22 protein-coding genes and 1 riboswitch are annotated in these 26,144 nt (G+C 45.8%); of the genes, 12 read left to right on the plus strand and 10 right to left on the minus strand.

Annotated elements, in window-relative coordinates; all coding sequences use genetic code 11:
- The first annotated feature begins 2 nt into the window (after positions 1-2).
- From TW81_RS08175 to TW81_RS08190, 4 genes are all read left to right on the plus strand, one after another.
- Entirely contained in the window at positions 3-965 is a 963-nt protein-coding gene (locus TW81_RS08175; protein WP_045955222.1) for a DNA polymerase III subunit delta', read from the plus strand.
- On the plus strand, positions 956-1,723 hold the full coding sequence (locus TW81_RS08180) for a TatD family hydrolase (protein WP_045955223.1): 768 nt from the start codon (positions 956-958) through the stop codon (positions 1,721-1,723). Before TW81_RS08175 ends, TW81_RS08180 begins: the two co-directional genes overlap by 10 nt.
- Before the next feature lie 443 nt (positions 1,724-2,166).
- Positions 2,167-3,597, plus strand: coding sequence for a PTS glucose transporter subunit IIBC (gene ptsG, locus TW81_RS08185; protein ID WP_045955224.1), 1,431 nt, complete (start codon positions 2,167-2,169; stop codon positions 3,595-3,597).
- 170 nt (positions 3,598-3,767) lie between these two features.
- Positions 3,768-4,190: a hypothetical protein gene (locus TW81_RS08190; protein WP_045955288.1), complete on the plus strand. Its 423-nt coding sequence runs from the start codon at positions 3,768-3,770 to the stop codon at positions 4,188-4,190.
- 45 nt (positions 4,191-4,235) lie between these two features.
- On the opposite strand, the gene TW81_RS08195 is transcribed toward TW81_RS08190, so the two are convergent.
- Positions 4,236-4,829, minus strand: a complete 594-nt coding sequence (locus TW81_RS08195; RefSeq protein WP_045955225.1) for an outer membrane beta-barrel protein — start codon at positions 4,827-4,829, stop codon at positions 4,236-4,238.
- 129 nt (positions 4,830-4,958) lie between these two features.
- Here TW81_RS08195 and cydH point away from each other — a divergent pair, with 129 nt between their 5' ends.
- The gene (gene cydH / locus TW81_RS19660) at positions 4,959-5,051 is read left to right on the plus strand and encodes a cytochrome bd-I oxidase subunit CydH (RefSeq protein WP_156980930.1); all 93 of its coding nucleotides are present in this window, start codon (positions 4,959-4,961) and stop codon (positions 5,049-5,051) included.
- 8 nt (positions 5,052-5,059) lie between these two features.
- Positions 5,060-6,217: a patatin-like phospholipase family protein gene (locus TW81_RS08200; RefSeq protein WP_045955226.1), complete on the plus strand. Its 1,158-nt coding sequence runs from the start codon at positions 5,060-5,062 to the stop codon at positions 6,215-6,217.
- A gap of 35 nt (positions 6,218-6,252) precedes the next feature.
- Here TW81_RS08200 and pyk read toward each other — a convergent pair whose 3' ends face one another.
- Positions 6,253-7,695 carry a pyruvate kinase gene (pyk, locus tag TW81_RS08205; RefSeq protein WP_045955227.1) on the minus strand — a complete coding sequence of 481 codons (1,443 nt, stop codon included), beginning with the start codon at positions 7,693-7,695 and terminating at the stop codon, positions 6,253-6,255.
- 345 nt (positions 7,696-8,040) lie between these two features.
- On the opposite strand from pyk, the gene mlc reads away from it, so the two are divergent.
- Complete coding sequence (mlc, locus tag TW81_RS08210) at positions 8,041-9,258, plus strand: sugar metabolism global transcriptional regulator Mlc (protein ID WP_045955228.1); 1,218 nt, start codon at positions 8,041-8,043, stop codon at positions 9,256-9,258.
- 131 nt (positions 9,259-9,389) lie between these two features.
- Positions 9,390-10,337: a chemotaxis protein CheV gene (locus tag TW81_RS08215; protein ID WP_045955229.1), complete on the plus strand. Its 948-nt coding sequence runs from the start codon at positions 9,390-9,392 to the stop codon at positions 10,335-10,337.
- A gap of 62 nt (positions 10,338-10,399) precedes the next feature.
- Here TW81_RS08215 and TW81_RS08220 read toward each other — a convergent pair whose 3' ends face one another.
- The 4 genes from TW81_RS08220 to TW81_RS08235 form a co-directional block, all read right to left on the minus strand.
- On the minus strand, positions 10,400-13,471 hold the full coding sequence (locus TW81_RS08220; RefSeq protein WP_045955230.1) for an error-prone DNA polymerase: 3,072 nt from the start codon (positions 13,469-13,471) through the stop codon (positions 10,400-10,402).
- Between the two features lie 13 nt (positions 13,472-13,484).
- Positions 13,485-14,885 carry a Y-family DNA polymerase gene (locus tag TW81_RS08225; protein ID WP_045955231.1) on the minus strand — a complete coding sequence of 467 codons (1,401 nt, stop codon included), beginning with the start codon at positions 14,883-14,885 and terminating at the stop codon, positions 13,485-13,487.
- A gap of 2 nt (positions 14,886-14,887) precedes the next feature.
- Positions 14,888-15,565, minus strand: a complete 678-nt coding sequence (gene imuA / locus TW81_RS08230) for a translesion DNA synthesis-associated protein ImuA (RefSeq protein WP_045955232.1) — start codon at positions 15,563-15,565, stop codon at positions 14,888-14,890.
- A 140-nt stretch (positions 15,566-15,705) separates the two neighbouring features.
- Entirely contained in the window at positions 15,706-16,449 is a 744-nt protein-coding gene (locus tag TW81_RS08235; protein WP_045955233.1) for a YciK family oxidoreductase, read from the minus strand.
- A gap of 89 nt (positions 16,450-16,538) precedes the next feature.
- Here TW81_RS08235 and sohB point away from each other — a divergent pair, with 89 nt between their 5' ends.
- Positions 16,539-17,600 (plus strand): protease SohB, encoded by a 1,062-nt coding sequence (gene sohB, locus TW81_RS08240; protein ID WP_045955234.1) that lies wholly within the window; start codon positions 16,539-16,541, stop codon positions 17,598-17,600.
- Between the two features lie 109 nt (positions 17,601-17,709).
- On the opposite strand, the gene TW81_RS08245 is transcribed toward sohB, so the two are convergent.
- Positions 17,710-19,158 (minus strand): DEAD/DEAH box helicase, encoded by a 1,449-nt coding sequence (locus TW81_RS08245; protein ID WP_045955235.1) that lies wholly within the window; start codon positions 19,156-19,158, stop codon positions 17,710-17,712.
- 106 nt (positions 19,159-19,264) lie between these two features.
- Positions 19,265-19,831, minus strand: a complete 567-nt coding sequence (gene rrtA / locus TW81_RS08250) for a rhombosortase (RefSeq protein WP_045955236.1) — start codon at positions 19,829-19,831, stop codon at positions 19,265-19,267.
- A 3-nt stretch (positions 19,832-19,834) separates the two neighbouring features.
- Between rrtA and TW81_RS08255 the strand changes: the two genes are divergently transcribed.
- The 3 genes from TW81_RS08255 to TW81_RS08265 all read left to right on the plus strand — a co-directional run bounded on the left by TW81_RS08255 (position 19,835) and on the right by TW81_RS08265 (position 23,223).
- Positions 19,835-20,443: a tRNA-uridine aminocarboxypropyltransferase gene (locus tag TW81_RS08255; protein WP_045955237.1), complete on the plus strand. Its 609-nt coding sequence runs from the start codon at positions 19,835-19,837 to the stop codon at positions 20,441-20,443.
- A gap of 92 nt (positions 20,444-20,535) precedes the next feature.
- A riboswitch (purine riboswitch) is annotated at positions 20,536-20,635 on the plus strand.
- A gap of 102 nt (positions 20,636-20,737) precedes the next feature.
- On the plus strand, positions 20,738-21,760 hold the full coding sequence (locus TW81_RS08260; RefSeq protein WP_045955238.1) for an adenosine deaminase: 1,023 nt from the start codon (positions 20,738-20,740) through the stop codon (positions 21,758-21,760).
- Between the two features lie 86 nt (positions 21,761-21,846).
- Entirely contained in the window at positions 21,847-23,223 is a 1,377-nt protein-coding gene (locus tag TW81_RS08265) for an HD-GYP domain-containing protein (protein WP_045955239.1), read from the plus strand.
- Here TW81_RS08265 and TW81_RS08270 read toward each other — a convergent pair.
- Entirely contained in the window at positions 23,220-24,536 is a 1,317-nt protein-coding gene (locus TW81_RS08270) for an anti-phage deoxyguanosine triphosphatase (RefSeq protein WP_045955240.1), read from the minus strand. The genes TW81_RS08265 and TW81_RS08270 overlap by 4 nt on opposite strands.
- A gap of 56 nt (positions 24,537-24,592) precedes the next feature.
- Positions 24,593-26,143: a DHA2 family efflux MFS transporter permease subunit gene (locus TW81_RS08275; RefSeq protein WP_045955289.1), complete on the minus strand. Its 1,551-nt coding sequence runs from the start codon at positions 26,141-26,143 to the stop codon at positions 24,593-24,595.
- Position 26,144: the final 1 nt, after the last annotated feature.

A 26,144-nucleotide genomic window follows, 5' to 3' on the forward strand; every position in this document is an offset into this window, starting at 1 on the left:
CGATGAGTGAGCTATACCCTTGGCTTTTACCTTTATGGCAAGAGTGGCAATCTAATCTGCAAGCCGATCGTTTCTCTAATGCGGCACTGTTGATAGCGCAGGAGGGAATGGGTAGCGAGCAGTTGGTTGAACACTTTAGCCGTGCGGTGATGTGCCAAAATTATCCCGCGGAAGCTTGTGGCTTTTGTCATGGTTGCCAGTTGATGGAATCCAACAGTCATCCGGATTATCACATTATTAAACCAGAGAAAGAAGGTAAGTCGATTACGGTTGAGCAAATTCGTCAATGCAATCGAATTGCTCAAGAGTCTTCTCAGCTGTCTGGAATGCGTTTATTTGTTATCGAACCAGCCGAAGCGATGAATGAATCAGCGGCAAACGCGCTGTTAAAAACGTTGGAAGAACCGTCGGCAACATGTCTGTTTTTGCTAGTGACTCATCGTGCTAGTGCACTATTGCCGACCATTACCAGCCGTTGCCAACAATGGTCTTTGAGTACTCCGGAGACTCAGGTAATCACTCAGTGGTTAAGTAAAGCAGCACAAAAAAATGTGCCAGAGTACGCCGCTCACCTTAACAATAACGCGCCTCTAGCAACGTTGGATTTTATCAACCAAGATAAAGTGAGCCAGTACCTAGCCATTGAATCTCAGTTAATTGCTCATTGCCAGAATCAAGCAGATGTGACTAAGCTTGCTAAAGAGTTAGCGTCGCACCCGGCAGAGTCTCTACATTGGTTATGGTATCTGTTGACTGACGCACAGAAAGTACATTTTGGCCTCACTCAGCCATTTTTTACACCTGGTGCTGCCAAGCTCGCCAAGGTTATGGAGTACCGCAAGCTATATAGTCAGACACAAGCATTGGCCAAGCTGGTGGAGCAGTTCAGGCTTCATTCGGGACTCAATGCAGAGTTGCTTATTCTTGACTGGCTTTTCAACTTTAATGGGGAAACATGTTCGTAGATTCTCACTGTCATTTAGACAAACTCGATTATCAGGACCTTCACCAAGGAATAGATGACGTGGTGGCGAAAGCGAAAGCCGCTAACGTTAATCAGCTTCTTTCCGTTGGTGTTACTCTCGACTCATTTGCCAATATGTTGGAAATGATTGAGCCTTTCGACAATATTTATGCCTCTTGTGGTGTTCATCCTTTGGATGTTGAAAGTGACTTTGCTTTAGACCGCTTACATGAGTATGCCGCCCATCCGCGCGTGGTCGCTGTGGGTGAAACCGGACTCGACTATCATTACCAACCTGAAACGGCGGAGTTGCAGAAGCTGCGTTTTGAGCAGCAGGTCGAATTGGCAGTTAAGCTCAATAAGCCGCTCATAATACACACTAGGAACGCACGACAAGATACGCTAGACATATTGAAAGCAGGCAATGCTGAAAAGTGTGGCGGTGTTATTCACTGCTTTACCGAAGATCTGACGTTTGCCGAGGCGGCGATGGAGTTGGGTTTTTATATCTCCATTTCAGGAATTGTGACTTTTAAACAAGCGACTGAATTGAAACAAGTGGTCAAGGCGCTGCCATTAGAAAGATTGCTGATTGAAACCGATTCTCCCTACCTAGCACCTGTTCCTCATCGTGGTAAACAGAACCAACCTGCCTATGTGGTGGAGGTTGCCGCTTACATTGCACAGCTAAAAGGCTGCTCTTTAGGCGAAGTTGGAGAAAAGACCAGCGAAAACTTTAGAAATCTTTTTTTGAGATGAAAAAAGAGTTTTGAATAAAAAAGGAGCGTTTGCTCCTTTTTTTTGTAACTCAAATCACATGCAAGCTGTTTTTTCGCCTTGTTTACTAAAAATGTTGAACTTGAGAGCTTAATTTTTTGTTACGTAAATTTGTTACATAAAATAACAACTGCCTTTATTTTATTTACTCATCAAAATTAATACATTTAAATAAAATCATCAATAAATACATGGTGTTACGATGTTGAAAAGCATTTCATTTTCGAGTCTTGATTGTGATCTAGATATTAGTTTGAAACTAAATTCCGTAACTTGCTAGAAAGATTGATCACCGACAATATATATTTAGAGGCAGAAAATATAGTGACATATGTGGTTACATTTTTTCAGGGTGCTAACATTTAAGGCTACGGGGGTGTGCCGTTAGAACCCAATAATTCTTATAACTTTTCAGGAGCATAAACATGTTTAAGAACCTTTTTGCAAACCTGCAAAAAGTAGGTAAGTCTCTGATGCTACCAGTATCAGTACTTCCTGTTGCGGGTATCCTACTTGGTGTCGGTGCTGCCGACCTCGGCTTCATTCCAGAAATCGTTTCGAATCTAATGGAACAAGCGGGTGGTTCAGTATTTGGTCAAATGGCTCTGCTATTTGCGGTAGGTGTAGCACTTGGCTTTACTAACAATGACGGTGTAGCAGGTCTTGCTGCTATCGTTGGTTACGGCATTATGACTGCAACACTAACAGTTATGGCTGGCATCATGGGTGTTGAGAAAATCGATACTGGTGTACTAGGTGGTATCCTAGTAGGTGGTGTGGCTGCTTGGGCCTTTAACCGTTTCTTCAAAATTCAACTTCCAGAATACCTTGGCTTCTTTGCTGGTAAACGTGCGGTGCCAATTATTACTGGTTTTGCCGCTATCGGTCTTGGTATCGTGCTTTCTATCGTTTGGCCACCAATTGGTAACGGTATTGCGGCGTTCTCTCACTGGGCTGCTGACCAAAACCCACAAGTTGCGTTTGGTATCTACGGTATCGTTGAGCGTTCTCTAATCCCATTCGGTCTACACCACGTTTGGAACGTACCATTCTTCTTCGAAGCGGGTTCTTGTGTTAACGCTGCAGGCGAAACTCAAAACGGCGTTCTAACATGTTACCTAGTTGCTGATGAAGCGTCTCGTGCTGCGGGTAATGGCTTCGGTCAGCTAGCGGGTGGTTACATGTTCAAGATGTTCGGTCTACCAGCTGCTGCTATCGCTATCGCTCACTCTGCTAAGCCAGAAAACCGCGTTAAAGTGATGGGTATCATGGCATCTGCTGCACTGACTTCATTCCTAACAGGTATCACTGAGCCAATCGAATTCTCATTCCTATTCGTTGCTCCTGTACTTTACGCCATTCACGCTCTACTAGCTGGTTCTGCGTTCTTCCTAACAAATACGTTAGGTATTGTACACGGTACTTCTTTCTCGCACGGCCTAATCGACTTTACAGTCCTATCTGGTAATGCGCAAAACATGGTACTTATGGTTGGCCTTGGCCTTGTATACGCAGTGGTTTACTACGTAGTATTCCGTGCAGTAATCAAAGCAATGGATCTTAAGACTCCAGGTCGTGAAGACGAAACTGAGCAAGTTGCAGCAGCGTCTGGTTCAGACATGGCTGGTGAGCTAGTTGCAGCGTTCGGCGGAAAAGCAAACATCACAGGTCTAGATGCATGTATTACTCGTCTACGTGTAGCAGTAGCTGATACAGCAGAAGTTGACCAAGATAAACTGAAACAACTGGGCGCGGCTGGTGTCGTAGTTGTAGCAGGTGGTGTACAGGCTATCTTCGGTACTAAGTCTGACAACCTAAAAACAGAAATGGATGAGTGGATCCGTAACCACGGTTAATTCCCACTAACTCATCTAGATTGATAAAGGAGGCTTTGGCCTCCTTTTTTTGATCAAGCTTTTTACCTGCTTGGCTTTTCTTTGTCTTTCACTTCACCTTTCTCTGACATCTTTGCCTGCCAAGTCTGGAAAATTTTAACTGGTTTTAATATCTATGGTATGGACAGATGATGAACAAGTATGGATTCTCCACAATCGTTGCTGGCTTGGTGACGGCAACGAGTGCAACGGCATTCGCAGCAGAGAGTAAATCGACTGACCTAGCAGTAGGTTTGGCGGTTGATCAGCAACTTAGCGCGGTTTTTGAGCTTGATAATCAGTACCGCTTTATTGTTGGTAATGACGGAGGTGCGTTTGACTATATTCTTAAACGTGGCTCGTTTGACACCAATACACCGGTGACTTGGTATGTTGGAGCGGGTGCTTGGACAGAATGGGAAGGGAAGGAATTTGGTGCCCGAGTACCGCTAGGAATCAACTGGGACATGAGTAAAGGTTGGAATATGTACGGCCAAGTTCACCCTGAACTCAATTTGTACAGTGGACCTGAACTGCAGATTGGCGCTGCGTTAGGGGTGAAATACTCATTCTAAGTGTTTTGTTCTCCTCTGCGAGCAGATATACAGCGGAGAACAAAGTTAAAATCTAAATGTAAGCCCCAAGTTAAGCGAAAATTGATTCATCCAATCCGTTTTGAACCTAATCACACAAGAGTTATTTTGTTGTGCAGGCAAGGAGCAGGCACCACTGGTTTCGTTGTCGACTACTGTACCTAGCCAGCGTAGCTGAGAGTTGAATGCGATAGTGTCGCTGAGCGGGTATTCGAACCCACTAAAAATGCTGGCTGAAAATCCTGACGCTTGACCAACCCAATCTGCATCTATGTAAGACCCTCCAACACCCAACCCCAAATAGGAAGTGAGTTGCTTGGTCACTGGGTAGTAGACACTGCTCTGGAAATGCAGATAGTGGATTGATACGTTTGAATTGACTCGTTCAACCTCTGTAGTTTGTGTGGCGTAGAATAGGCCGAGTCGGCCATTATCAATGTTAGCTTCAATACTCAGCGCAAAACTTTCGGCTCCATTGACGCTCAGTTCATTACTATCCTGATCCTCGACACTGCCCCCAAAGGTGTATCCGACCCAAGGTGAGAATAAAATTTCCGTTCTTGCAGCGGCGCTAGTCATAGAAAGCGCTATGCTTAAAAATAACAGAGTGAGTGTTTTCATTTCGTTCTCCCAATGTGTGGGTTTAGACTAATTGTGACGCTAACGTCATAATTCCGCACTAAAAATAGGTATTAATTGAAGATACCTCACAGTGATGTTATTACTTTGTTACACAATAAGGAGGTGTCTATGGAACACAATCTAAAACATGCCTTAGTGATAACAGTGATCGTCTTTACTGTTCTACTTGCTTTTGGCATTACTGCTATTGCTACTACATAGCTTAATCAATGAAAAATTGCGGTGTTATTACCAACGCTGCTGTACAGCTTGATTCTCAAAGACTGAAAATGTACACCGGCGGTAAAAATGCATTGGTTGCTCAAGGTGGCGGCCAAAGAGGAATTTTTACTGCTGGCGTATTAGACGCCTTCCTTTTATCTAATTTCGATCCCTTTCATGAATTTTATGGTACATCTGCAGGTGCCCTGAATCTGTGCGCGTTTCTATGTCGCCAGCGCGGCATCGGCCGTTCATTTATTCTTGACCTAACAACAGATCCACAATTTTTCCAATTGTTTCGCTACATTCGACGTCAGCAGTTTTTAGGTTTAGATTGGGCGCTGGACAAAATCAGTGACTACCCTTACCGACTTGATATTGATATGGGCAGAAAAGTACTGGCAGACAGGCAAGCCTATGCTGCTGTTACCGACACTGGTCATTTGCGTGATCATTACTTGCCTATGCTGCAAGAGGACTGGAAAAAAGTCCTGATTGCCACTTGTGCGATTCCCCGTTTATACAATCAACCTGTCCGTTTCCCCCATGGCGAATATGTCGACGGTGGAGTGTCGGCATCGATTCCTGTTCAGGAGGCCTGGCGACGTGAAGCACGCTGCATCGCCGTGATTCGTACCGAAGGGAATGACTTAGCAACTGGCACGGTGGAGATCAATCAGGAGCAGCCAGTGACTTGGTTCAGGGATTCATTCAATCTTATCCAAGAACAGTGGCAGGAAAAACTCGGGCAATGGAAACAAGATTGGAGTGCATTTTTTAATTATCAAATGCAAAGGGCAGTGCAGCAGAAGGGCGGTAAGACTGAATCTTTAAATGGCGGCCGCTGGTTGTTTGGTGCGGATGAGGTGTACCGTTTGAGCCATTTGCTGGGGGATAAATTTGATTCTAGTCTTGCGGATATGCTGATGGTTCACTACCAAACCTATTCTTTGACACAAGATTTCTTAAATTCGCCCCCTGATGATTGTTATATCATCCAAATTCGTCCCGAAATGCCACTGAAATCGACCTCCTTGATGAGTGATAAACAAGATCTTATACACGATTATCAGTTAGGGTTAGATGCTGGATATCGTTTTGTCGAACTGTTCTCTCAATGCGCTTCTCCTCCGGTCTCTGTCACTAATGAATGCTATCAATCATAAAGGGAGCAGTTTTGCTCCCTTGTCATATTCATTTGCTAGGCCGCGAGAATACGCATGCAATTGGTTGAGCCGATAATGTCCATTACATCACCTTGGGTGATGATGACCAAATCCCCTTCAGTTAGCAATCCTCTTTGTTTTAATGTCGCGACGGCCGCTTGTGCCGTGGCTAAGCCAGTTTCAGATTTATCGTTGAAATAAACCGGGAAAACACCGCGATAAAGCGCCGATAGGTTTAGCGTACTTTCATTGCGCGACAAGGCAAAAATCGGCAACCCAGAGCTGAGGCGTGACATCATTAGCGCAGTACGACCTGATTCCGTGAGAGTGATAATGCCTTTTACTCCGCGCATATGGTTGGCGGCAAACATGGTCGACATAGCAATGGTTTCTTCCCCAGACTCAAACACCGAGTCCATGCGATAGCCAGAACGATTGATCGCGGCCATTTTCTCGGCGCCTATACACACTTCAGCCATAGAACGTACTGTTTCAACCGGGTATTTACCAGCGGCCGTTTCACCCGAGAGCATGACCGCATCCGTGCCGTCGAGTACCGCATTCGCGACATCCATTACTTCAGCGCGTGTCGGCATTGGGTTTTCGATCATCGACTCCATCATTTGGGTCGCGGTTATCACGGTTCGGTTTAATGCACGTGCACGGCGAATCAGTTGCTTTTGCACACCAACCAGTTCTGGGTCGCCAATTTCAACACCGAGGTCGCCACGCGCAACCATGACCGCATCAGAGGCGAGAATGATGTCGTCAATGCTTTCTTCCGTTTCGACTGTCTCGGCACGTTCCACTTTAGCCACCAAACGTGTTTGTAGGCCTGCGTCTGTCGCAAGTCGGCGCGCGTATTTCATATCTTCGCCATTACGAGGGAATGATACAGCGAGATAGTCGACGTTGATTTCAGCGGCAAGTTTAATGTCGTTCTTGTCTTTTTCAGTCAATGCTTCGGCAGATAAACCACCGCCTTTTTTGTTGATGCCCTTGTTGTTGGAAAGAGGCCCGCCAATAATCACTTTAGTGCGAACCTGGCTATCGTTGACACTGATGACTTGCAGTTGCACTCGGCCATCGTCGAGTAGCAAAATATCACCAGTAGAGACATCATTCGGCAATGCCTTGTAGTCAAGACCAACCGCATCTTTATCCCCTTGACCAGCAGGTAATTGGTTATCTAACGTAAAAATATCATCAACGTTGAGCTGAACCTTCCCTTCTTTAAAGGTGGATACGCGGATTTTTGGCCCTTGTAAATCACCCAAAATCGCGATATGAGTCCCTAATTTGGCAGCAATATTACGTACCCGTGTTGCACGTTCTCTGTGATCGTCGGCGCTACCATGAGAGAAGTTCATTCTTACTACATTGACACCAGCTTCGATGATGGCCTCAAGTATGCCGGGTTTATCTGTAGAAGGTCCAAGAGTCGAGACGATTTTTGTTCTTCTTTGATTTGTAGCCATTCGGAGCTCCTTGATTAGTGTTGCTGCGATACAAATTTCAATGCGGCAGCTATGTTTCTGTTTCCATTGTCAATTTCATCAAGCTAACCATAAGTATATACAGGCATTATTTCTGCGCTGTAAATTCCTCTGACATTCTTGTTCCCAAGGTGGAAAAGGTGATGAACAACATATTTTTTTATGAAAAAAAATACGAATGGGTTGATGAGGAAACGTTCGCTATTTGATTAGGTACACAAACAAACATCTTTATACGTGACACTTGTCACGGCGATTTACCAAAGCTCTTCACAATTACTTCGCAAAGTAAAAAAATTACCAGGTTATTGATATTCGGAGCACTCCATGTACATGGCTCAACCTGGCCATATTGATCATATCAAGCAGGTCAATGCTGGCCGTGTATATAAACTCATTGATCAAAAAGGCCCAATTTCTCGCATCGATCTTTCGAAGCAAAGTGAACTTGCACCAGCAAGTATCACTAAAATCACTCGAGAGCTTATTGAAGCGCATCTTATTCATGAAACTACGGTTCAGGAAGCGACCAGTCGTGGACGTCCTGCTGTTGGTTTGCAAGTGAATAACGAAGGTTGGCAGTTTTTGTCTATGCGTCTGGGGCGTGGGTATCTGACAATTGCACTCCACGAATTGGGTGGTGATGTTCTAATCGACACAAAAATCGATATTCACGAAGTCGATCAGGATGATGTCCTTGCCCGCCTACTGCATGAAATTGATGAGTTTTTCCAAACCTATTCAGAGCAGCTTGATCGTGTGACCAGTATTGCGATAACGCTCCCCGGCTTAGTTAACTCAGAGACGGGGGTGGTGCTGCAAATGCCACACTACAATGTAGAGAACCTCCCACTAGGCTCTGAGATTTACAAAGCGACCGGGCTTCCTGTGTTTATCGCTAACGATACTCGAGCTTGGGCATTGGCGGAGCGTTTGTTTGGACACTCTCAAGAGAATGAAAACTCTGTGCTTATCTCCATTCACCACGGTTTAGGCGCAGGGATCATTCTTGATGGTCGCGTTTTGCAAGGTCGCCACGGTAACATTGGTGAATTAGGCCATATTCAGATCGATCCAAATGGTAAGCGTTGCCATTGTGGTAATCGTGGTTGTTTAGAAACCGTTGCCAGTTCTCAAGCAATTCGCAATGAAGTGGCTGAACGTATTGCTCAAGGTGAAACCTCTTCCCTAGTGGAAATAGAAGAAATCAGTGTCGAAGACATCTGTGAAGCGGCGGCTAATGGCGATCCTTTAGCGGTTGATGTGATCGAAAAACTAGGGCGCTATTTAGGTTCAGCCATCGCGATTGTCATTAATCTCTTTAACCCGGAGAAGATTTTGATTGGTGGTGTGATCAATCAGGCCAAAGAAGTGCTTTACCCAGCCGTTCAGACTTGTATTGAAGAGCAATGCTTGCCTGTTTACCATCAAGACTTGGAACTCGTCGAATCGCGTTTTTACAAGCAAGCGACCATGCCCGGTGCAGCGTTAGTTAAACAGGCACTGTATGATGGCTTGTTATTGATGAAGGTGATCGAAGGATAGTGTTTTCTGAGTAGTCGCTCTACTTTATCTTTCGCGTAAACCCATATAATCTTGAGTGATGTATGGGTTTATTTTTGTCTTAGTCTTTCTTTAGACTACTTTTGTTATATACACATTGTTTGGGAAGCAGTATGTCCGGAGTATTAAATACCGTCGATCAACGCACTAACCTTGTTGGTGAAAACCGCTTGGAGCTGTTGCTGTTCAGTTTGAATAGCCGACAGGTCTTTGCCATCAATGTGTTTAAAGTTCGTGAAGTGATTAAAGTTCCCCCTTTGACTAAGATGCCAGGCTCGCACTATCACATTACTGGTGTCGCCTCATTACGTGGGCTGTCTGTCCCAGTGATAGACCTTAGAGCTGCGATTGGTTTTCCACCGTCTCGGCTTGAGAACCCGGAAGAAAACCTCATCATCACCGAATATAACCGCACGGTGCAGGGTTTTCTTGTCGGTCAGGTACGCAATATCGTCAATACCGCATGGACGGAAATTCAGCCACCACCAAAAACCGCAGGCCGCTCCAATTACCTTACGGCTATCACGCAAATTAAAGATGGTGAAGGAACGGAAATTGTTGAAATCATTGATGTAGAGAAAGTGTTAGCGCAAATTATCGACTACGACATTTCGATCTCTGAAGGTATATTAGATCACGATTTAGTCAATGAAATGGTCGGACGTAATGTCTTGATTGTTGATGACTCTTCGACAGCACGTTCACAAGTTAAAGGGACATTGTCGCAACTTGGACTGAATATTATCGAGTGCCGAGATGGTCTTGAAGCCTTAAATCTGCTCAAGTCATGGTGTGATGAAGGTAAGAATGTGGTCGAAGATTTACTGCTGATGATCACTGATGCAGAAATGCCCGAGATGGATGGGTATAAGTTAACCCATGAAGTGCGATCCGATCCGCGCATGAAGGATTTATTTATTACGCTTAATACCTCATTGAGCGGTAGCTTTAACGAAGCCATGGTCGAGAAAGTGGGCTGTGATCGCTTTATTTCAAAGTTCCAGCCTGATCTGTTAGTCGAAGTGGCGCAAGATAGATTGAGAGAAGTGTTGTCTAAATGATAACGCGAAAGCAATATTGTTAGTTAAAGATAGAAGGGGAGCTGATATGAGCTCCCTTTTTGTTAGTGGAAATCGCGTGACTTACTGCGCAGCCCTTGTAGTTTATCGGTCATATCGATAAGTCGACCAGCAATCACATGATGTACTTCGCCTTCTTTTTCTAAAATCCCCTTCACTTGCAAGATGTTGGCGGTGAGATACGCTTCTTTTTGCTCACGCACGGTGGCTTTCCATACCACGACATTGATGTTGCCGGTATCGTCTTCAAGAGTGAAAAACGTCACCCCAGCCGCAGTCCCTGGCGCTTGCTTGCCTGTGACAACGCCTGTCACTGTGACGAGAGATTGATGCTCCTTGTCAGTTAAATCCTTCATTCGAGTAAAGCGGCCTAGTTCACCAGCGTTATCCAGTAAGGTTATCGGATGGGCGGCAAGGGATAATCCGGTCGCTGCATAATCCTCCACTAGGGTTTGGCTCGCGCTGGGCGCACCAATGACTTTGCTGTCAGACTCTTCGAGATCATGAAATAAAGGCAATTCAGACAGAGAATCCATCATCGCCCAACGAGTCTGGTAGCGATTGTGGCTAAAAGTATGCATTGCATCGGCAGAAGCGAGCAGTTCAACGTCGCGCTTCGATAAGCCGATATGTTTGATTTGCCCAGGGTGAGTAAATTGACCTTTGTCTCGGGCATGCAGGAGTTGTTTGGCACTTTGTTGGCTGAACCCTTTCACTTGCCTTAAACCGAGCCGAATGGCGAGCTTACCGTGGCAGTTAATGACTTGGTGATCATAAGCCGATGCATTAATGCACACTGGCAAAATAGTAACCTGATGACGCCGAGCATCTTGGACAAGTTGAGAAGCGCTGTAGAAGCCCATTGGTAGACTATTGAGTAGCGAGGTGTAAAATGCTTCAGGGTAATGGCACTTCAACCAAGCAGAACAATAGGCCAGTACAGCAAAAGAGGCTGAGTGACTCTCTGGAAAGCCGTATTCACCAAAACCTAGTATTTGGTCAAAAATACGTTCGGCAAATTCGACTTGATAGCCACGGCTGACCATTCCTTCAATCAGTTTGGTTTTGAATTTGATTAAATCGCCACTTTTTTTCCATGCCGCCATAGCTCGGCGTAGTTGATCGGCTTCACCACCACTAAAACCCGCTGCGACCATGGCAATTTTGATCACTTGCTCTTGGAAAATAGGAACACCAAGGGTGCGCTCTAAAACGCTGCGGACTTCTTCTGAAGGGTAGTCGACCTCCTCTTCACCGTTTCTTCGTTTAAGAAACGGATGCACCATATCGCCCTGAATTGGACCTGGGCGAACAATGGCGATTTGAATCACCAAGTCATAGTAAGTGGCGGGTTTTAGACGTGGCAGCATACTCATCTGAGCACGAGACTCGATCTGGAAAACGCCCACGGTATCGGCTCGTTGAATCATCTGGTATACCTGCTCATCATCTTGGCGACGAGTAATCTCAGCGATGGTTAGCGTTTGGTTATGTAAGCCTTCTATAAGGTCAAAGCATTTACGAATAGCAGTGAGCATACCCAACGCCAAGACATCGACTTTAAGCAGCTTAAGAGATTCAAGATCGTCTTTATCCCACTGAATCACAGTACGATCGGGCATTGCCGCGTTTTCAACTGGAACCAGCTCATACAAAGGGCCCGCCGCAATGACGAAACCGCCGACATGTTGTGATAGATGACGTGGAAAACCGAGAATTTCATTAACCAAATGGATGAACTGCTCCCCTTTAAGGGAGTCTGGTTGCAAGCCAAGTTCGACAATCTGCGCTTGCCAGCCCATTGCCCGATCACGGCGATTGACGTTTTTAATAAAGTAATCGAGCTGACTCTCTTCAATACCTAGCGCCTTACCGACATCGCGCACGGCACTTTTAAAGCGATAGGAGATCACCGTCGCAGCCAAAGCCGTACGCTCGCGGCCATATTTCTGATAAATATATTGGATGACTTCTTCGCGCCTTTCATGCTCGAAATCGACATCGATATCGGGTGGTTCATCTCGCTCTGCACTAATAAAGCGCTCGAACAGAACGGCAATTTGTCTTGGATCAACCGAGGTGATTTCAAGACAGTAACAGACGACAGAATTTGCCGCAGAGCCTCGTCCTTGATAAAGAATGCGTTTGCGTTTGGCGAACATCACGATGTCGTGAATGGTCAGAAAATAAAACGGGTAGTTAAGTTCATCAATCAGCGCGAGCTCTTTGTCGATTGTGGTTTGAATATCGGCAGGTACGCCCTCTGGAAAGCGGCGCTTCTTCCCATGCTCAACCAAAGCGGTGAGGTAACTCATTGGCGTATAACCATCGGGAACTAACTCGCTTGGGTACTCGTATTCTAGACAACCTAAGTTAAATTCACAGCGCTTAGCAATGTTGACGCTCTCTTGCATCCACTCAGGTTTAAATAGTTTGGCTAGCTTTTCTTGGCTGCGTAAGCTCCTTTCTGTATTGGTAAGTAAGTGCTCACCTAGTTGATTGACGCTACATCCGTGTTTGATGGCTGTCAGAGTATGCTGTAAAGGCAAGCGGGTAGCGGTATGCATCAGCACGCCGCCGCAAGCCGTAATAGGCAATTGTATTTCTTGAGCAAGTCGCTCACAGTGCTCAAGATATTGTTTATCATCAGACTTGAGGTGACGCTGCAGGCCAAGCCATAAACGCTGCCTGTGATGTTGAGCAAGCCAAGTTCCCCATTTTTTATCACTGGATTGGTGGCTAGGTAGCCAGAGAATCAAGCACTGTTTTACCGACATCAAATCCCACTCAGAGAGTTGATAGACGCCTTTTTCTGATCGCCTCCTCGCATTGGTAATAATACGACAAAGCTCTGCATACGCAGCACGGTTTGGGCACAGCAGTACCACCTGACATTCTTGGTTGAGCCACAGCATGCTACCGACGATGAGTTTGACATTCAGTTGATGTTTTTTGCTCGCACTGTAAGCACGGACTACGCCTGCAACCGAGCATTCATCGGTGATGGACAAAGAGTGATAGCGAAGAAAGTCCGCTTGTAGCATCAGCTCTTCGGCATGTGAAGCCCCGTTTAGAAAAGAGAAATTGGTTTGGCAAAATAGCTCAGCGTAAGACATGCTGCTTCCCGTATTAGCAAAATAGCCCGTGGACAAACCATTGCTGGTCTTGATTACGAAATAGCCATAGCCAACGACCCTGATCACTGCGAGCGATGAAGTAGTCGCGGGTCATCTCATCGCCATCCCACCAGCCCGTCACAAAACGTTCAGGGCCCTGTATGATGGAGACTTTCTCTTGCAAAGGTTCTGGCGTTGGTAGCACGATATTGGGCCGTAATCGCTGACTTGCTTCTATCATCGACATAGGGAGCGTCGGGTCACACAGCAAGGTGGCTTTGTCTGGACGTGGATCACGACTGTGGGCAACTTTACGCACTTTGCTTTTGCCTAATTTTGCTTGCAGTAGACCAATTAGATCCAACTCGGTCTGTGCGCCTTGAAAGCCTCTAAATAGATCGGCGCTGGTGGACTCTAGCTCTCCACTGCGGATTAAACGTAGAGTCAGCCCTTGCACCGGCGCGTTGAGCTGCAAAGCCTCCATCGTTAACTGACACAGTGTCATCCAGCGCACGGCTAGGTAGTCGCCACTGGCGGAATAAAAACGGACCGATGCATCCTCTTGGTCTCTTTGTTGTAAAACTAGCTCCAGTTCGTAGCCGACTTGATTACGTAGAGTCAGAAACCACTCAAGCTTAGTCAGTAGTTTAATCAGCGGTTTCTCTAGCCACTGAATGTTTTCAATATCAAACAACAACTCTTGGTAGCTTTCGAATTGCTCTGGTGGATGGTAGAAATCGATGGGGTGTTTGAATTGCCCCATTAATTTTCCGACGTAGTTGACCAAGTCGATATCAAAACGACGAGCAAGCTCTGTGATTGGTATTTCAAGCAACTCTTTAAGTGTATCAATGCCAACCCGTTGTAACTTCTCGACCATCTTGCTATCGAGTTCAGTCGCCGCCAAAGGAAAAGGCTCTATCACCTTGAGATGCGGTTCTTTCTCTAAGGTGAGCAGCGCAGCATTGGCCTTGGATAAAGCCATGGCGGAGAAAGGTGAAAAGCCGCTCGAATAATAGTAATTGAGCTGGAGTTGCGCGAGGTGCTTTGTGACACGCTGCCAGTATGCGTCTAATCCGCCGTATAAAGACAACATATTGGTGACTTTGAGCAAGATACCTTGAGGAGGAAACAAACAGATATCTGAGGTCACCATGTACAGCCATTGAGCGATGTTATGTAAGGTTGTGTGCTCGACTTTCTTATCATAAGGGTGAATTTGCAGCTGGTGGCACATAGTACTGGCGCTGCCAAGGCCCATACCCACTTGCACACCTTGCTCGCGGGCCATGTCATTACACTGAACAATCTTAAATCGCTTCGATTCAACGATCGCCAATGGTAGTGATGCCTGCTCAGAAAAAAGAGCATCAAGCTGCAGGGTGGGAAAATGCAAGTAGAGCCAGCTTTGCATCACTAACCCTGCTGACGGATTGGGAATGGAATAACCACAGGTGACTGAGGCTGCAAGGTTAAACTTGGCCAAGTTGCACTCATATCAATCACAAAGCTGCCTTGAGGCCATCCGCCTTTACGTTTGGTGATGGTGATCTCGACGCCTAACACATGTGGAAGCAGCGTCATACTTAAACTGACCGGCAGTGAGAACAAACTTTTTCTGGCCGTTTTAAACAGAAAGTGCAGGCAGCTACCATGTTCGCTTGCCACTTGTAAGCGTCTTGCTTGGTGTACTTCTAATTCTGGATGCCAGAGCAGAACGTTACTGCAGGCACCGCTACGCAAGCATTGTTCGGTCGCCCAGAGCGCTTGTTTGTCATTTTGTGGATAGATTAGGAGTACTTTATTGTTATTTAAACCTTCATTGCTGAGCTGCTCTGCACACAGGTAACCCGGCGGTTGGATGAAAACAGACAACCGCTCTTGAGTGGTGTTTTTAAGGTGTGGCAGCAGGAGACGCAGTTCGCCAATACTCGACGCGCCTTGCAGTTCGACAACCCCGTGTTTAGGAAAGCCACCCTCAAGCTTTTGATCCAAAAGATCATAGCCTGTTGGGTAGTAGTCAGCGTTATCGGGTGTTTGAGACCCAGACCAAAGCCACTGTTTTTGTTTAAGATGTTCGATTAATTCATACATAATAAAATACCTGTATATATGTACAGTATAATTAATTATCTATGATCGGCAAGAGGCACAAGGAGCGAATGGATAAAAAAACGCCCTGTGTCTTTATTGAAAAAACACAAGGCGTTGAATTTTATTTGGAAAGCGAGAATCTATTTTTTTGGTTGAGCGTCAATACACTCACCGTTGACGGCCTTACCTTCTGGCGCCATCAAGTAAAGGTAGAGTGGCATAATATCCAGAGGTGTCTTGAGCAAATCAGAATCTTCGGCAGGGTAGGCTTTAGCACGCATGCCCGTTCGTGTTGCTCCTGGGTTGATGGCATTAACACGGATAGTGCTCTCGCTTAGCTCATCAGCAAGAATCTGCATCATGCCTTCAGTGGCAAACTTAGATATGGCATAAGTTCCCCAAAATGCGCGGCCACTATGACCAACGGTTGATGAGGTAAAAATAATACGTGCATCTGGTGATTTATGCAGCAAAGGCAGCAGTGCTTGTGTCATCAAGAACTGAGCTTTAACGTTGACCTGCATGATATCGTCATAAGTGTCTTCACCGATCTGATCAAATGGGCTAATCACACCGAGTAGACTTGCGTTGTGTAGCACACCATCTAAACGACCAAATTGCCCTTCAATGGTATCGACCATGTCGAGGTAGTTTTGCTTCGTCGCGCCTTTCATATCTAGAGGGATAATCGCTGGCTGAGGATAACCCGCCGCTTCAATCTCGTCGTATGTCTGCTCGAGTTTTTTCACAGTACGACCAAGTAAAATCACCGTTGCGCCGTGCTCTGCGTAAGAAAGAGCAGCTTGCTTACCAATACCAGCACCAGCGCCAGTAACGAGTATGACTTTACCTTTCAAGGCATCTGAAGAAACAGCATATTCCACGATGTGTGTCCTTATTGTAATGATTTACTTTATGATTCCGTAAGATGGTGGTTACAATACACTAATTCGCACATGAGAGGATAATCACATTGGAATTTTTGTTGGACTATGGGCTGTTTTTAGCCAAGATTGTGACTGTTGTGGTCGCGATTGTTGCGATTTTAGTGATTGCCAAAGCGGTTGGCGGTAAAAGCGGTAGCGCGAAAGGTGAATTGGAAATTACTAACCTTACTGAGCAGCACAAAAATACGGTTGATCAGCTAGAGCATCACCTGCATGACGAAGCGTTTATTAAAGCGCGTGATAAAGCAGAAAAGAAACAAGAGAAAGAGAAAAATAAATCACGTGATAAAGAGATCAAGAAAGCGTCGAAAGAGGGTGATCTTGATAGCAAACGTGAGCCTCATTTATTTGTTCTTGACTTTAAAGGCAGCATTGATGCGAAAGAAGTGGCGTCACTACGTGAAGAAGTGACAGCGATTCTAGCGGTGGCCCGTGAAGGCGATGAAGTGCTGCTGCGATTAGAGTCAGGCGGTGGTATGGTGCATGGTTATGGTCTGGCATCTTCACAGCTTGATCGCATTAAAGCGGCCAATCTGCCACTGACTATCGCGGTTGATAAAGTCGCGGCAAGTGGCGGCTACATGATGGCATGTATCGCCGATAAGATTGTCTCTGCGCCATTTGCCATTGTTGGCTCAATTGGTGTGATTGCCCAGCTACCTAACTTCAATAAAGTGCTGAAAAAATACGATATTGAATATGAACAGCTGACTGCAGGAGAATACAAACGTACCTTGACTATGTTTGGTGAAAACACCGACAAAGCGCGCGAAAAGTTCAAGCAAGAGCTCGAAGAAACGCATGGCCTGTTTAAAGATTTCATTCGCGAGCGTCGCCCTGAATTAGAACTGGAAAAAGTTGCGACAGGTGAGCATTGGTTTGGCACACAAGCACATGCGCTAGGTTTGGTTGATGAGATTAAGACCTCTGACGATCTGGTTGTGGAAGCGTGTAAAGAGAAAACCGTATTGGCGATTCACTACGTTGAGAAAAAGAAACTGACGTCAAAACTTGCTGGCTTAGCCGGTGAGGCGGCCGACAACGTGTTAATGAAACTGATTGACCGTGGCCAGCGCCCAATTGTCTAAGTAACAACAGACTTGTTGAATAAAAGCGCCTATCAACTCAGGCGCTTTTTTCGTTGAATGCCCAATAAAAAACGCTCCTGATTCCGGAGCGTTTTTTGAAGTTTAAATCTTATTGAGCTTTAGCTTGGCCGCTTGGTCTGCGATTCGTTGGCTTACGGCGTTGTTGGCCGTTTCCACTATTGCTGGCGTTGTTGCTCTTTGGCTTCGCATTTGATGGGGTACGTTTAGATTGACCACTGTTTCCACGGTTTTCACCACTCGCCTTGTTGTGACCAAAATGACGTTTGTTCTTGCTTGCTGGCTTATTGCCACGCGCATTGTCACCTGAGCGCTGACCATCTTGATGCTCGGCTTTTGGCTTCTTCGGTTTCTTAGGTTTTTTCGGCTTAATTGGTCGAGTATCGAGCTTGGACTCAGGCAGTTCATTGACCGGCTTAAAACCGTCAAGCTCTAACCTTGGTAACACTTGTTGGATCAAACGCTCAATACCAAACAGCTCAGCCGCTTCGTCTGCTTCGACTAACGAATATGCTTTGCCTACTTCGCCAGCTCGGCCTGTACGACCAATTCTGTGCACATAGTCTTCGGCAACATTTGGTAGTTCAAAGTTCACCACTTGCGGCAGTTGAGGGATATCAATACCACGTGCGGCAATATCGGTAGCGACAAGCACACGAACATCGCCAGATTTAAAATCAGCTAAAGCGCGCGTACGAGCACCTTGGCTTTTATTGCCATGAATTGGGGCCGCTGTGATGCCTTCTTTGTTAAGGAACAAAGCTAAGCGGTTAGCGCCATGTTTGGTACGACAGAAAACGAGTGTCTGTTTCCAGTCACCGTCTTGAATCATCTTGACCAGCATTGGCGCTTTTTTACGTTTATCGGCTGGATAAATGCTTTGTTCTATGGTCACCGCGGTGGAGTTCTCTGGGTTAACAGACACTTCGACAGGGTCATTGACTAACCCTTTCGCTAGTTCACGAATTTCAGGTGAGAAAGTAGCAGAGAACAATAAGTTTTGGCGTTTCGCTGGCAGTAAGTTGAGAATTTTTCGAATGTCACGGATAAAGCCCATATCCAGCATGCGGTCAGCTTCGTCGAGCACCAGTACTTCAAGTTGATCGAACTTCAGCGCATTTTGTTGGTAAAGATCTAATAAGCGCCCAGGCGTGGCGACTAACACATCACATCCTTTACGCAGTTTCATCATCTGTGGGTTTACTTTCACCCCACCAAAAACCACCTGTGAGGTAAGGCGTTGATAGCGACTGTATTTGAAGACGTTTTCTTGAACTTGGGCTGCCAGTTCACGAGTTGGCGTTAATACCAAGGCGCGAATGTGATTGCCTTTTACTCGCTGACCATTATCTAACAGCTCTAGAATCGGCAATGTAAAGCCTGCAGTTTTACCTGTACCTGTCTGCGCTGCCGCCATGACATCTTTTCCTGCTAGTACCGCGGGAATGGCTTGCTCCTGAATTGGAGACGGTTTGTCATAGCCTTGGTCTTCAATGGCTTTGAGGATTGGAGCAGAAAGGCCTAAAGAGGTAAAACCCATATATTATTCTCTGTAATTGATTGGTCATCGTACTTTGCCTAAACAAACAGCATCAGCACGAAAAGGGGCGATATTCTGAGTCCTTTAGCAGGGAACATCAACCAAATTATGACTCTGAATGAGAAAGTAAGCCTTTTTTTCTCAATAAAAGTTGAGTTAAAGCCAAGATAAATCCAGCTAAAGCGCCAAAAAGGTGGGACTCAACCGCAACACGGGCATTGATGAGTTCGCTGGTGGATACGGCGGCGCCCATCGTCATCTCCCAGACAACCTTTGCCAATACCCCAATGACTAATAGCCAACTACTCTTTCTGCCATCGAAAACTTCTTGTAGGGCAAAATAAGCAAATAAACCGTGCAGAGCACCAGAGAGGCCAACATAGCCATTCATGGTGGTGAGGAAATTAAGCACACCAACCGCAAGGCTTGCAAAGCACAGGCATAAGATAAGAGACTTAGGCGAAGGCTTGAAGATAAAGCTAATCACCCATAATCCAGCAAGGTTCATGACTAAGTGAGCAAAGTTGGTATGAGTGAAATTTCCTGCTAGGATCCGCCACCATTGGCCTTGCACAATCAAAGTGCGTTGCCAGTTTACTTGCGAGGCGAAAGGCTCGAATTGAAGGCCTAGACAAACTAAGCTGATAGCGATTAACAGAAATAATAAGCGCACATTATGTCCCGATACTGTTCTCAATGTGGAAAATCACTCAAAGCGTGTATTTGTGAGTGGATACAAAGCCTAACATCGAATGTTGAGTTGGTCATTCTACAGCATCACAGCGAAACAAACAGACCGATGGGCACGGCGCGAATCTTAAACTTATCGCTCAACAACAGTCATTGCTTTACCGGAGAGGATTTTTCCGCACATCCGCAGTTAAATCAACTGCTCGAAGACGAAAGCTATCACCATTTTGTGCTCTACCCTGGCCAAGGCTCGTTGAGTCACACTGAGGTGGCAAACAAGCTTGCAGAAGAGCGAAAAGTCAGGGTGATCCTGCTTGATGGCACATGGAAGAAAGCCTATAAAATGTGGCAGCTTTCGACCAATTTGCACGCGCTCCCTCTTATCCATTTGCCGGATGACTTGCAGGGAAACTACCGCATCCGTAAAGCGCCAAGTGACAACAGCCTTTCAACGGTCGAAGCGGGTTACCACATTCTCTCTTTACTTGAACCGGAGAGAGATTTCTCAGCCTTAATTGATGCATTTAACCACATGATTGAATTCCAGATTCAACAAATGCCACCGGGTGTGTTTGATAAGAATTACCGTACATAAACACGGCAAAGTTCGATTTAGCAACTAAACTTAGTCCAAGTGCGATGTTGTCAATCAGTACTTTAACCAAGTACAATGCCGCGCAATCGTTTAGCTTCTGCTAGGTGATGCTTCGTATAATCCCGTTGATAAGGTGCGGGAGTCTCTACCTGAAACCGAGAATTTCAGATTACGAAGAGTTAAGTGCACGGCGCTTTTCTCTTTGTATGCCTATAATTCCCCAGAGAAAAGTGCTTGTTTACCCTTCAACTATCTAGGATATCGAACTCAATCGATATGAGTGGAGAGACAAGTATGGACCAACCCCGTTTTATTCAACGATTACCTAAAATCGAACTGCACTTGCACATCGAAGGCACCTTAGAGCCAGAAATGATGTTTGAATTGGCGCAGCGCAACCAAATCGCGCTCCCTTATACTACGCCAGAAGAAGTCAAAGCCGCCTATCAATTTACTAATCTGCAATCATTTTTAGATATCTATTACCAAGCAGCTAATGTCCTTATCCATGAGCAAGATTTTTACGACCTTACATGGGCATACCTGTTACGTTGTCAGCAAGATAATGTTGTCCACAGTGAAATCTTTTTTGACCCACAAACGCATACCGCGCGAGGTATAGACTTTGATACCGTGATTAATGGTATCTACCGAGCGTTAAAAGACGGCCGTGAGCAACTAGCTATCAGCAGCCAAATTATTATGTGTTTCTTGCGTCATCTCGATGAAGAAAGTGCATTTTCCACGTTAGAGCAAGCGCTTAAACATAAAAATAAGATCATTGCTGTCGGGCTAGATTCATCTGAACTCGGACATCCGCCAGAAAAGTTTGCCCGAGTCTTTCAAAAAGCGTTAGAAGAGGGCTTTCTCACTGTGGCTCACGCAGGCGAAGAAGGGCCAGTCAGCAATATCTACGACAGTTTGGAGCTGCTAAAAGTCAGCCGTATTGATCACGGGGTACGCTGTGCCGATGATGAGCAACTGGTCAACGCTTTAGCAAAAAGCCAGATGCCACTTACGGTGTGTCCACTTTCAAACACTAAGCTCAAAGTGTTTGAAACCATGAGAGAGCACAATATTGTTGATCTGCTCCAGCGCGGGTTATGTGTCACGATTAACTCCGACGATCCCGCTTACTTTGGCGGGTATATGACGGATAATTTTGTTGCGGTAGCGGATAGCCTTATTGTCAGTAATCAAGATCTAGCGCAATTTAGCCGCAACGCGATTAATGCGAGTTTTATTAGTGACAGTGAAAAACAGCGTCTACACAGATATTTAGAAAGCTTTCTTGTTGGTGAGGCATCATTTAGCTAGCATGTATAGATAAGCGTAGATTTCTTAGATTGGGTGGTCGTAGGTAACAATGACCACCTCTCTTTTGTGCTCAAAAAGGAACATGAATGCAGCCACATATCGACCAGACAATTCCTCTGTCTGAGTTAATGCTTTCACTCACCACCGCATTAGACATGACGGAAGGGCAGCCGCCAGAACACTGTATTCGTTGCTGCTGGATTGGTATGCATATTGGTGAAAAAATGCAGTTAAGTGACGAGCAGCTTTACGATCTGTTTTTTACCTTGTTACTTAAAGATGCTGGTTGCAGTAGCAATGCCGCTCGTATCTGTGAGTTGTATATGACCGATGACCGAGCCTTTAAACGCAACTATAAAACTGTTGGCACCAGCTTATCCAGCGCGATCAATTTTGTCGTTAAAAATACCGGAATTGGTCAAAGCTGGGTAACGCGTATCTCCACGACGATTGATATTCTTAAAAATGGTTCTGACTACGCTCAAGAGTTGATTGAAACCCGCTGTACGCGTGGTGCCGAAGTGGCGCGAGAGTTAAGGTTTAATGAAGCCGTTGCACAAGGGGTGCACAGTCTCGATGAACATTGGGATGGTACGGGAAGACCCGAGCAACTCAAGCAGCAACAAATCCCACTCTTTTCTCGCATTGCGTTACTCGCTCAAGTTGTGGACGTGTTTCAGTTTGAGCACGACTTAATGACGGCCATCGTCGAAGTGCAAGCTCGACGTGGCACTTGGTTTGATCCCCAATTGGTCGATATTTTTACGGATGTCGCGCACAATCCTGAGTTTGTCAAAGGGCTGACGAGGTCGGATATTTCTCAACGCGTCATGCAGTTGGCTCCTGCAAATGCGAGCGTATTCATCGACGAAGAGTACCTAGATTGTATTGTCAGCGCGTTTGGTAAAATCGTCGATTCAAAAAGTCCTTATACCGCAGGTCATAGTGAGCGCGTAGCGGTTTACACCGATTTGATCGCCCAAGAGCTAGGTATTGAACATAACGAAAGACAATGGCTAAAGCGCGCAGCTTTACTGCATGATCTTGGTAAACTTGGCGTGAGCAATACTATTTTAGATAAACCGGGTAAGCTCGATGACGAAGAGTGGGAGGCGGTGAAATCCCATGCCGCGTTAACTGAACAGATCCTCAACCATCTTAAGCCGTTTAAAGAAATGGCTTGGATGGCAGGTGCGCACCATGAAAAACTCGATGGTACTGGTTATCCAAAGCAGCTAAGTGGCGATCAAATTCCACTTGCCACTCGGATCATCACCACTGCCGATATCTTTGATGCAATTACGGCCGAGAGACCATATCGTGGTGCTGTGCCTGTACCCAAAACATTGCAGATCATGGAAGAAAATTTACATAACGCAATCGATGAGCGCTGCTTTAACGCACTTAAATTGGCGATCAAAAAATTGCCCAGCCACTACTTTGCTGAGCAACTGCCTAACTAATGCGACGAGAAAAGTTGTTGATGAAGCCGCTGGGCATGGCCGTCTGTCATTGATGAAATATAGTCGGTGATAACACGAAATCCAGCGCTGTCGTCATCACGTTCGAGCCATTTTTGTTTAACGTTGATTGGCAGCAATCGTTCAGGGTCAGCACTGAGCGCTTCAAAGATATCCATGATGATCTGCTGACCTTTGTATTCCACCACTTGAACGTGGGGAACCTGAATAACATAGTCGCTGACGAAGTGTTTTAAAATATGCAGTGCTTTGTCCATCGTTGGCTCTAACACTGCATTAAAGGCAAGTAACTCACAGCTAAATGGTGCATCGACAGGCTTAATTGAAATGCTGGTCAGCAGCGCGTTGACCATGCCACCAATGGCGTCTTTACGTTGATAATGGGTACCAGAAAATAGCATCTCGGTGATAGAGGCAATATGTTTCTCAAACCAAGGGTCGCCACATTCTGATAATAGGCTGGATGCCCCTTCAATCCATTGATGGCGATTGACCATGCCAAGTACAATGGCATCTTCAAGATCATGTACGCCATAGGCGATGTCATCGGCAAGCTCCATAATCGAGCAATCAATTGACTTATAACGAGTCTTACGATGCTTTGTATCACTGAGGTTTTCATCACGCATTTGGCTGAATTGCCATTTATCTTGTGCAGATAAAGGGGCCACAACCCAGTCAAATAAGGCTTTATCACAGTCGTAAAGCCCTTTGGCGGGTGACCAGTCTTTGGCTCTTAATCTACGTTGATGAGAAACACTTTGCGGCACTTTCTCGGCACGTGTTTGGCTAATCATCGCTGGGTATTTGATCAAGCCAAGTAGGGTTCTACGCGCGAGGTTCATACCAAATTGTTCAGTATAGGGTTCAAGCTTAGTCACGATACGAAAGGTTTGTGCATTGCCCTCAAAGCCGCCATGATCACGCATCATATAATTGAGCGCGACTTCCCCACCATGACCATAGGGTGGGTGACCAATATCGTGAGCGAGGCATAAAGAGTCGATCAAACTGTCGCTGGGCAGTAGGTCTTTAAACTCGGGCTGTTTCTTTTTAATTTGAGCGACAATGCCAGTTCCCAACTGTGCGGCTTCAAGGGAGTGAGTTAGGCGCGTGCGATGAAAATCGTCGAAGCTATTGCCATGAACTTGGGTTTTTGCCTGTAAACGTCGAAAAGCCGCAGAATGAAGGATGCGAGCACGGTCTCTTTGATAAGGACTGCGGTGATCATCGCGACGAATCTTATGTTCATCATCGTGGCGTTCATGCCATAAATCGCTGATTTTAAACGTCATAGGCTACATCCTCATGTTTTATCTAACCGTACACGCATACTCAAATGACTGCAAGGTTAGTCGCGCATTGTTAGGATAAGCACCGCAGCGAGAGCCAGAAAGCCCGTCATCATGATAAACACATCGTTATAAGCCATAATCGCCGCGTCTCTTTGCATGGTAGCGACTAAACTCGCTTGAGCTTGTTGCAATGCTGTTGCGGCATCGCTACCGGATTGAATAAAGTAGCTTTGCTGCAGCTGGAGTGTCTGCCAACCTAATTGACTTACCGTTGGCAGCGATTCCTTAATATAAGCGAGATGTTCACGGGCCTTGTTATCAAGCAAGGTGGCAATAACCGCGATACTGAATGCACCGCCTAAGTTACGCATTACGTTAGTCAGGGTAGAGGCATCTGGCGTATCGTGTTTGGCAATATTTTTCAATGCCACCAAAGAGAGTGGAACCATAATAAATGGGCTACCAATGGCTCTGAGCAACATAGACAAGATCAATTGCTGGCCGCCAAAATCCACTGTCATATGAGTATTGACGTAACAACTCAAACCAAACATCGCAAAGCCAAACGTGACAAGGTATTTCGGTTTAATGATTTGTGTCAGCTTAGGTACTAGCGGGAAAATCAAAAGTTGCGGAAAGCCCATCCACATTAACACTTCACCGATTTCCATCGCATTGTACTGTTGTATTTGAGTCAAATATAAAGGCAGTACATAGATCGAACCGAGTAGTGCCATCCCAAGAATGAGGTAGGCGAAACAAGACATGGCGAATTGCCCGTCTCTCAGTAAGCGCAAATTAACCAATGGCTTTTTGTGCTGTAATTCATTAATGATGAAGTAAATGAGACTGACTGCAGAGATGATGCTCAGCGTGATGATAAAGCTGGAACTGAACCATTCTTCGCGGTTGCCTTCTTCCAAGACCACTTCCAAACAGCCTAATCCCAAGGCCATAGTGGCAATACCAAACCAGTCAGCTTTTTTGAGCGATGCTAATTCTAACGGTTCGTCATCTAAACCATAGCGGATCATGGCAATCACCAAGAAAGCGGGTGGAATATTGATATAGAAGATGTAATGCCAAGACAAGTTTTCAGTTAGCCACCCGCCGAAAGTTGGACCAATTGAAGGCGCAAAGGTGGCGGTAACGCCAAAAAGTGCCATACCAACTGCTCGTTTGTTTAATGGTAGCAACTGCACCACCAAAGAAAACGCGAGAGGAATTAACGCACCGCCGCTAAAACCTTGCATAGCGCGAAACACGATCATAGAAGTCATATTCCACGACAACGAACACAGCAGTGATGAGAGGGTAAAGATTGCAGTTGTCCAAGTGAGATAGCGGCGTTTACCCAAGGCTTTTGATAGCCAGCCACTCAACGGGATAGCAATCATTTCAGCGACTAGGTAGGAGGTGGAGATCCACGAACTCTCATCAAGTGTCGCTGACAGCGCGCCTTGGATATCTTTTAACGAAGAGTTAGTGATCTGGATGTCGAGGATCGCCATGAAAGCGCCGATTAGACCGCCAAATAGCGCGATCCAGTTTCGAGTAGGGACGGCTTGCTGTTCGTTGTCGGCGCTAAGCGCTTGTGTATGCGCCATC

Origin of the sequence: Vibrio galatheae, assembly GCF_000967545.1 — a bacterium.
In the GTDB taxonomy this organism is placed as follows: domain Bacteria; phylum Pseudomonadota; class Gammaproteobacteria; order Enterobacterales; family Vibrionaceae; genus Vibrio; species Vibrio galatheae.

Coding starts and splice junctions, on each gene's coding strand:
- TW81_RS08175 (WP_045955222.1), top strand. CDS start 3: ATGAGTGAGCTATACCCTTGGCTTTTACCTTTATGGCAAGAGTGGCAA.
- TW81_RS08180 (WP_045955223.1), top strand. CDS start 956: ATGTTCGTAGATTCTCACTGTCATTTAGACAAACTCGATTATCAGGAC.
- ptsG (WP_045955224.1), top strand. CDS start 2,167: ATGTTTAAGAACCTTTTTGCAAACCTGCAAAAAGTAGGTAAGTCTCTG.
- TW81_RS08190 (WP_045955288.1), top strand. CDS start 3,768: ATGAACAAGTATGGATTCTCCACAATCGTTGCTGGCTTGGTGACGGCA.
- TW81_RS08195 (WP_045955225.1), bottom strand. CDS start 4,829: ATGAAAACACTCACTCTGTTATTTTTAAGCATAGCGCTTTCTATGACT.
- cydH (WP_156980930.1), top strand. CDS start 4,959: ATGGAACACAATCTAAAACATGCCTTAGTGATAACAGTGATCGTCTTT.
- TW81_RS08200 (WP_045955226.1), top strand. CDS start 5,060: ATGAAAAATTGCGGTGTTATTACCAACGCTGCTGTACAGCTTGATTCT.
- pyk (WP_045955227.1), bottom strand. CDS start 7,695: ATGGCTACAAATCAAAGAAGAACAAAAATCGTCTCGACTCTTGGACCT.
- mlc (WP_045955228.1), top strand. CDS start 8,041: ATGTACATGGCTCAACCTGGCCATATTGATCATATCAAGCAGGTCAAT.
- TW81_RS08215 (WP_045955229.1), top strand. CDS start 9,390: ATGTCCGGAGTATTAAATACCGTCGATCAACGCACTAACCTTGTTGGT.
- TW81_RS08220 (WP_045955230.1), bottom strand. CDS start 13,471: ATGTCTTACGCTGAGCTATTTTGCCAAACCAATTTCTCTTTTCTAAAC.
- TW81_RS08225 (WP_045955231.1), bottom strand. CDS start 14,885: ATGCAAAGCTGGCTCTACTTGCATTTTCCCACCCTGCAGCTTGATGCT.
- imuA (WP_045955232.1), bottom strand. CDS start 15,565: ATGTATGAATTAATCGAACATCTTAAACAAAAACAGTGGCTTTGGTCT.
- TW81_RS08245 (WP_045955235.1), bottom strand. CDS start 19,158: ATGGGTTTTACCTCTTTAGGCCTTTCTGCTCCAATCCTCAAAGCCATT.
- TW81_RS08255 (WP_045955237.1), top strand. CDS start 19,835: ATGTCCCGATACTGTTCTCAATGTGGAAAATCACTCAAAGCGTGTATT.
- TW81_RS08260 (WP_045955238.1), top strand. CDS start 20,738: ATGGACCAACCCCGTTTTATTCAACGATTACCTAAAATCGAACTGCAC.
- TW81_RS08265 (WP_045955239.1), top strand. CDS start 21,847: ATGCAGCCACATATCGACCAGACAATTCCTCTGTCTGAGTTAATGCTT.
- TW81_RS08270 (WP_045955240.1), bottom strand. CDS start 24,536: ATGACGTTTAAAATCAGCGATTTATGGCATGAACGCCACGATGATGAA.
- TW81_RS08275 (WP_045955289.1), bottom strand. CDS start 26,143: ATGGCGCATACACAAGCGCTTAGCGCCGACAACGAACAGCAAGCCGTC.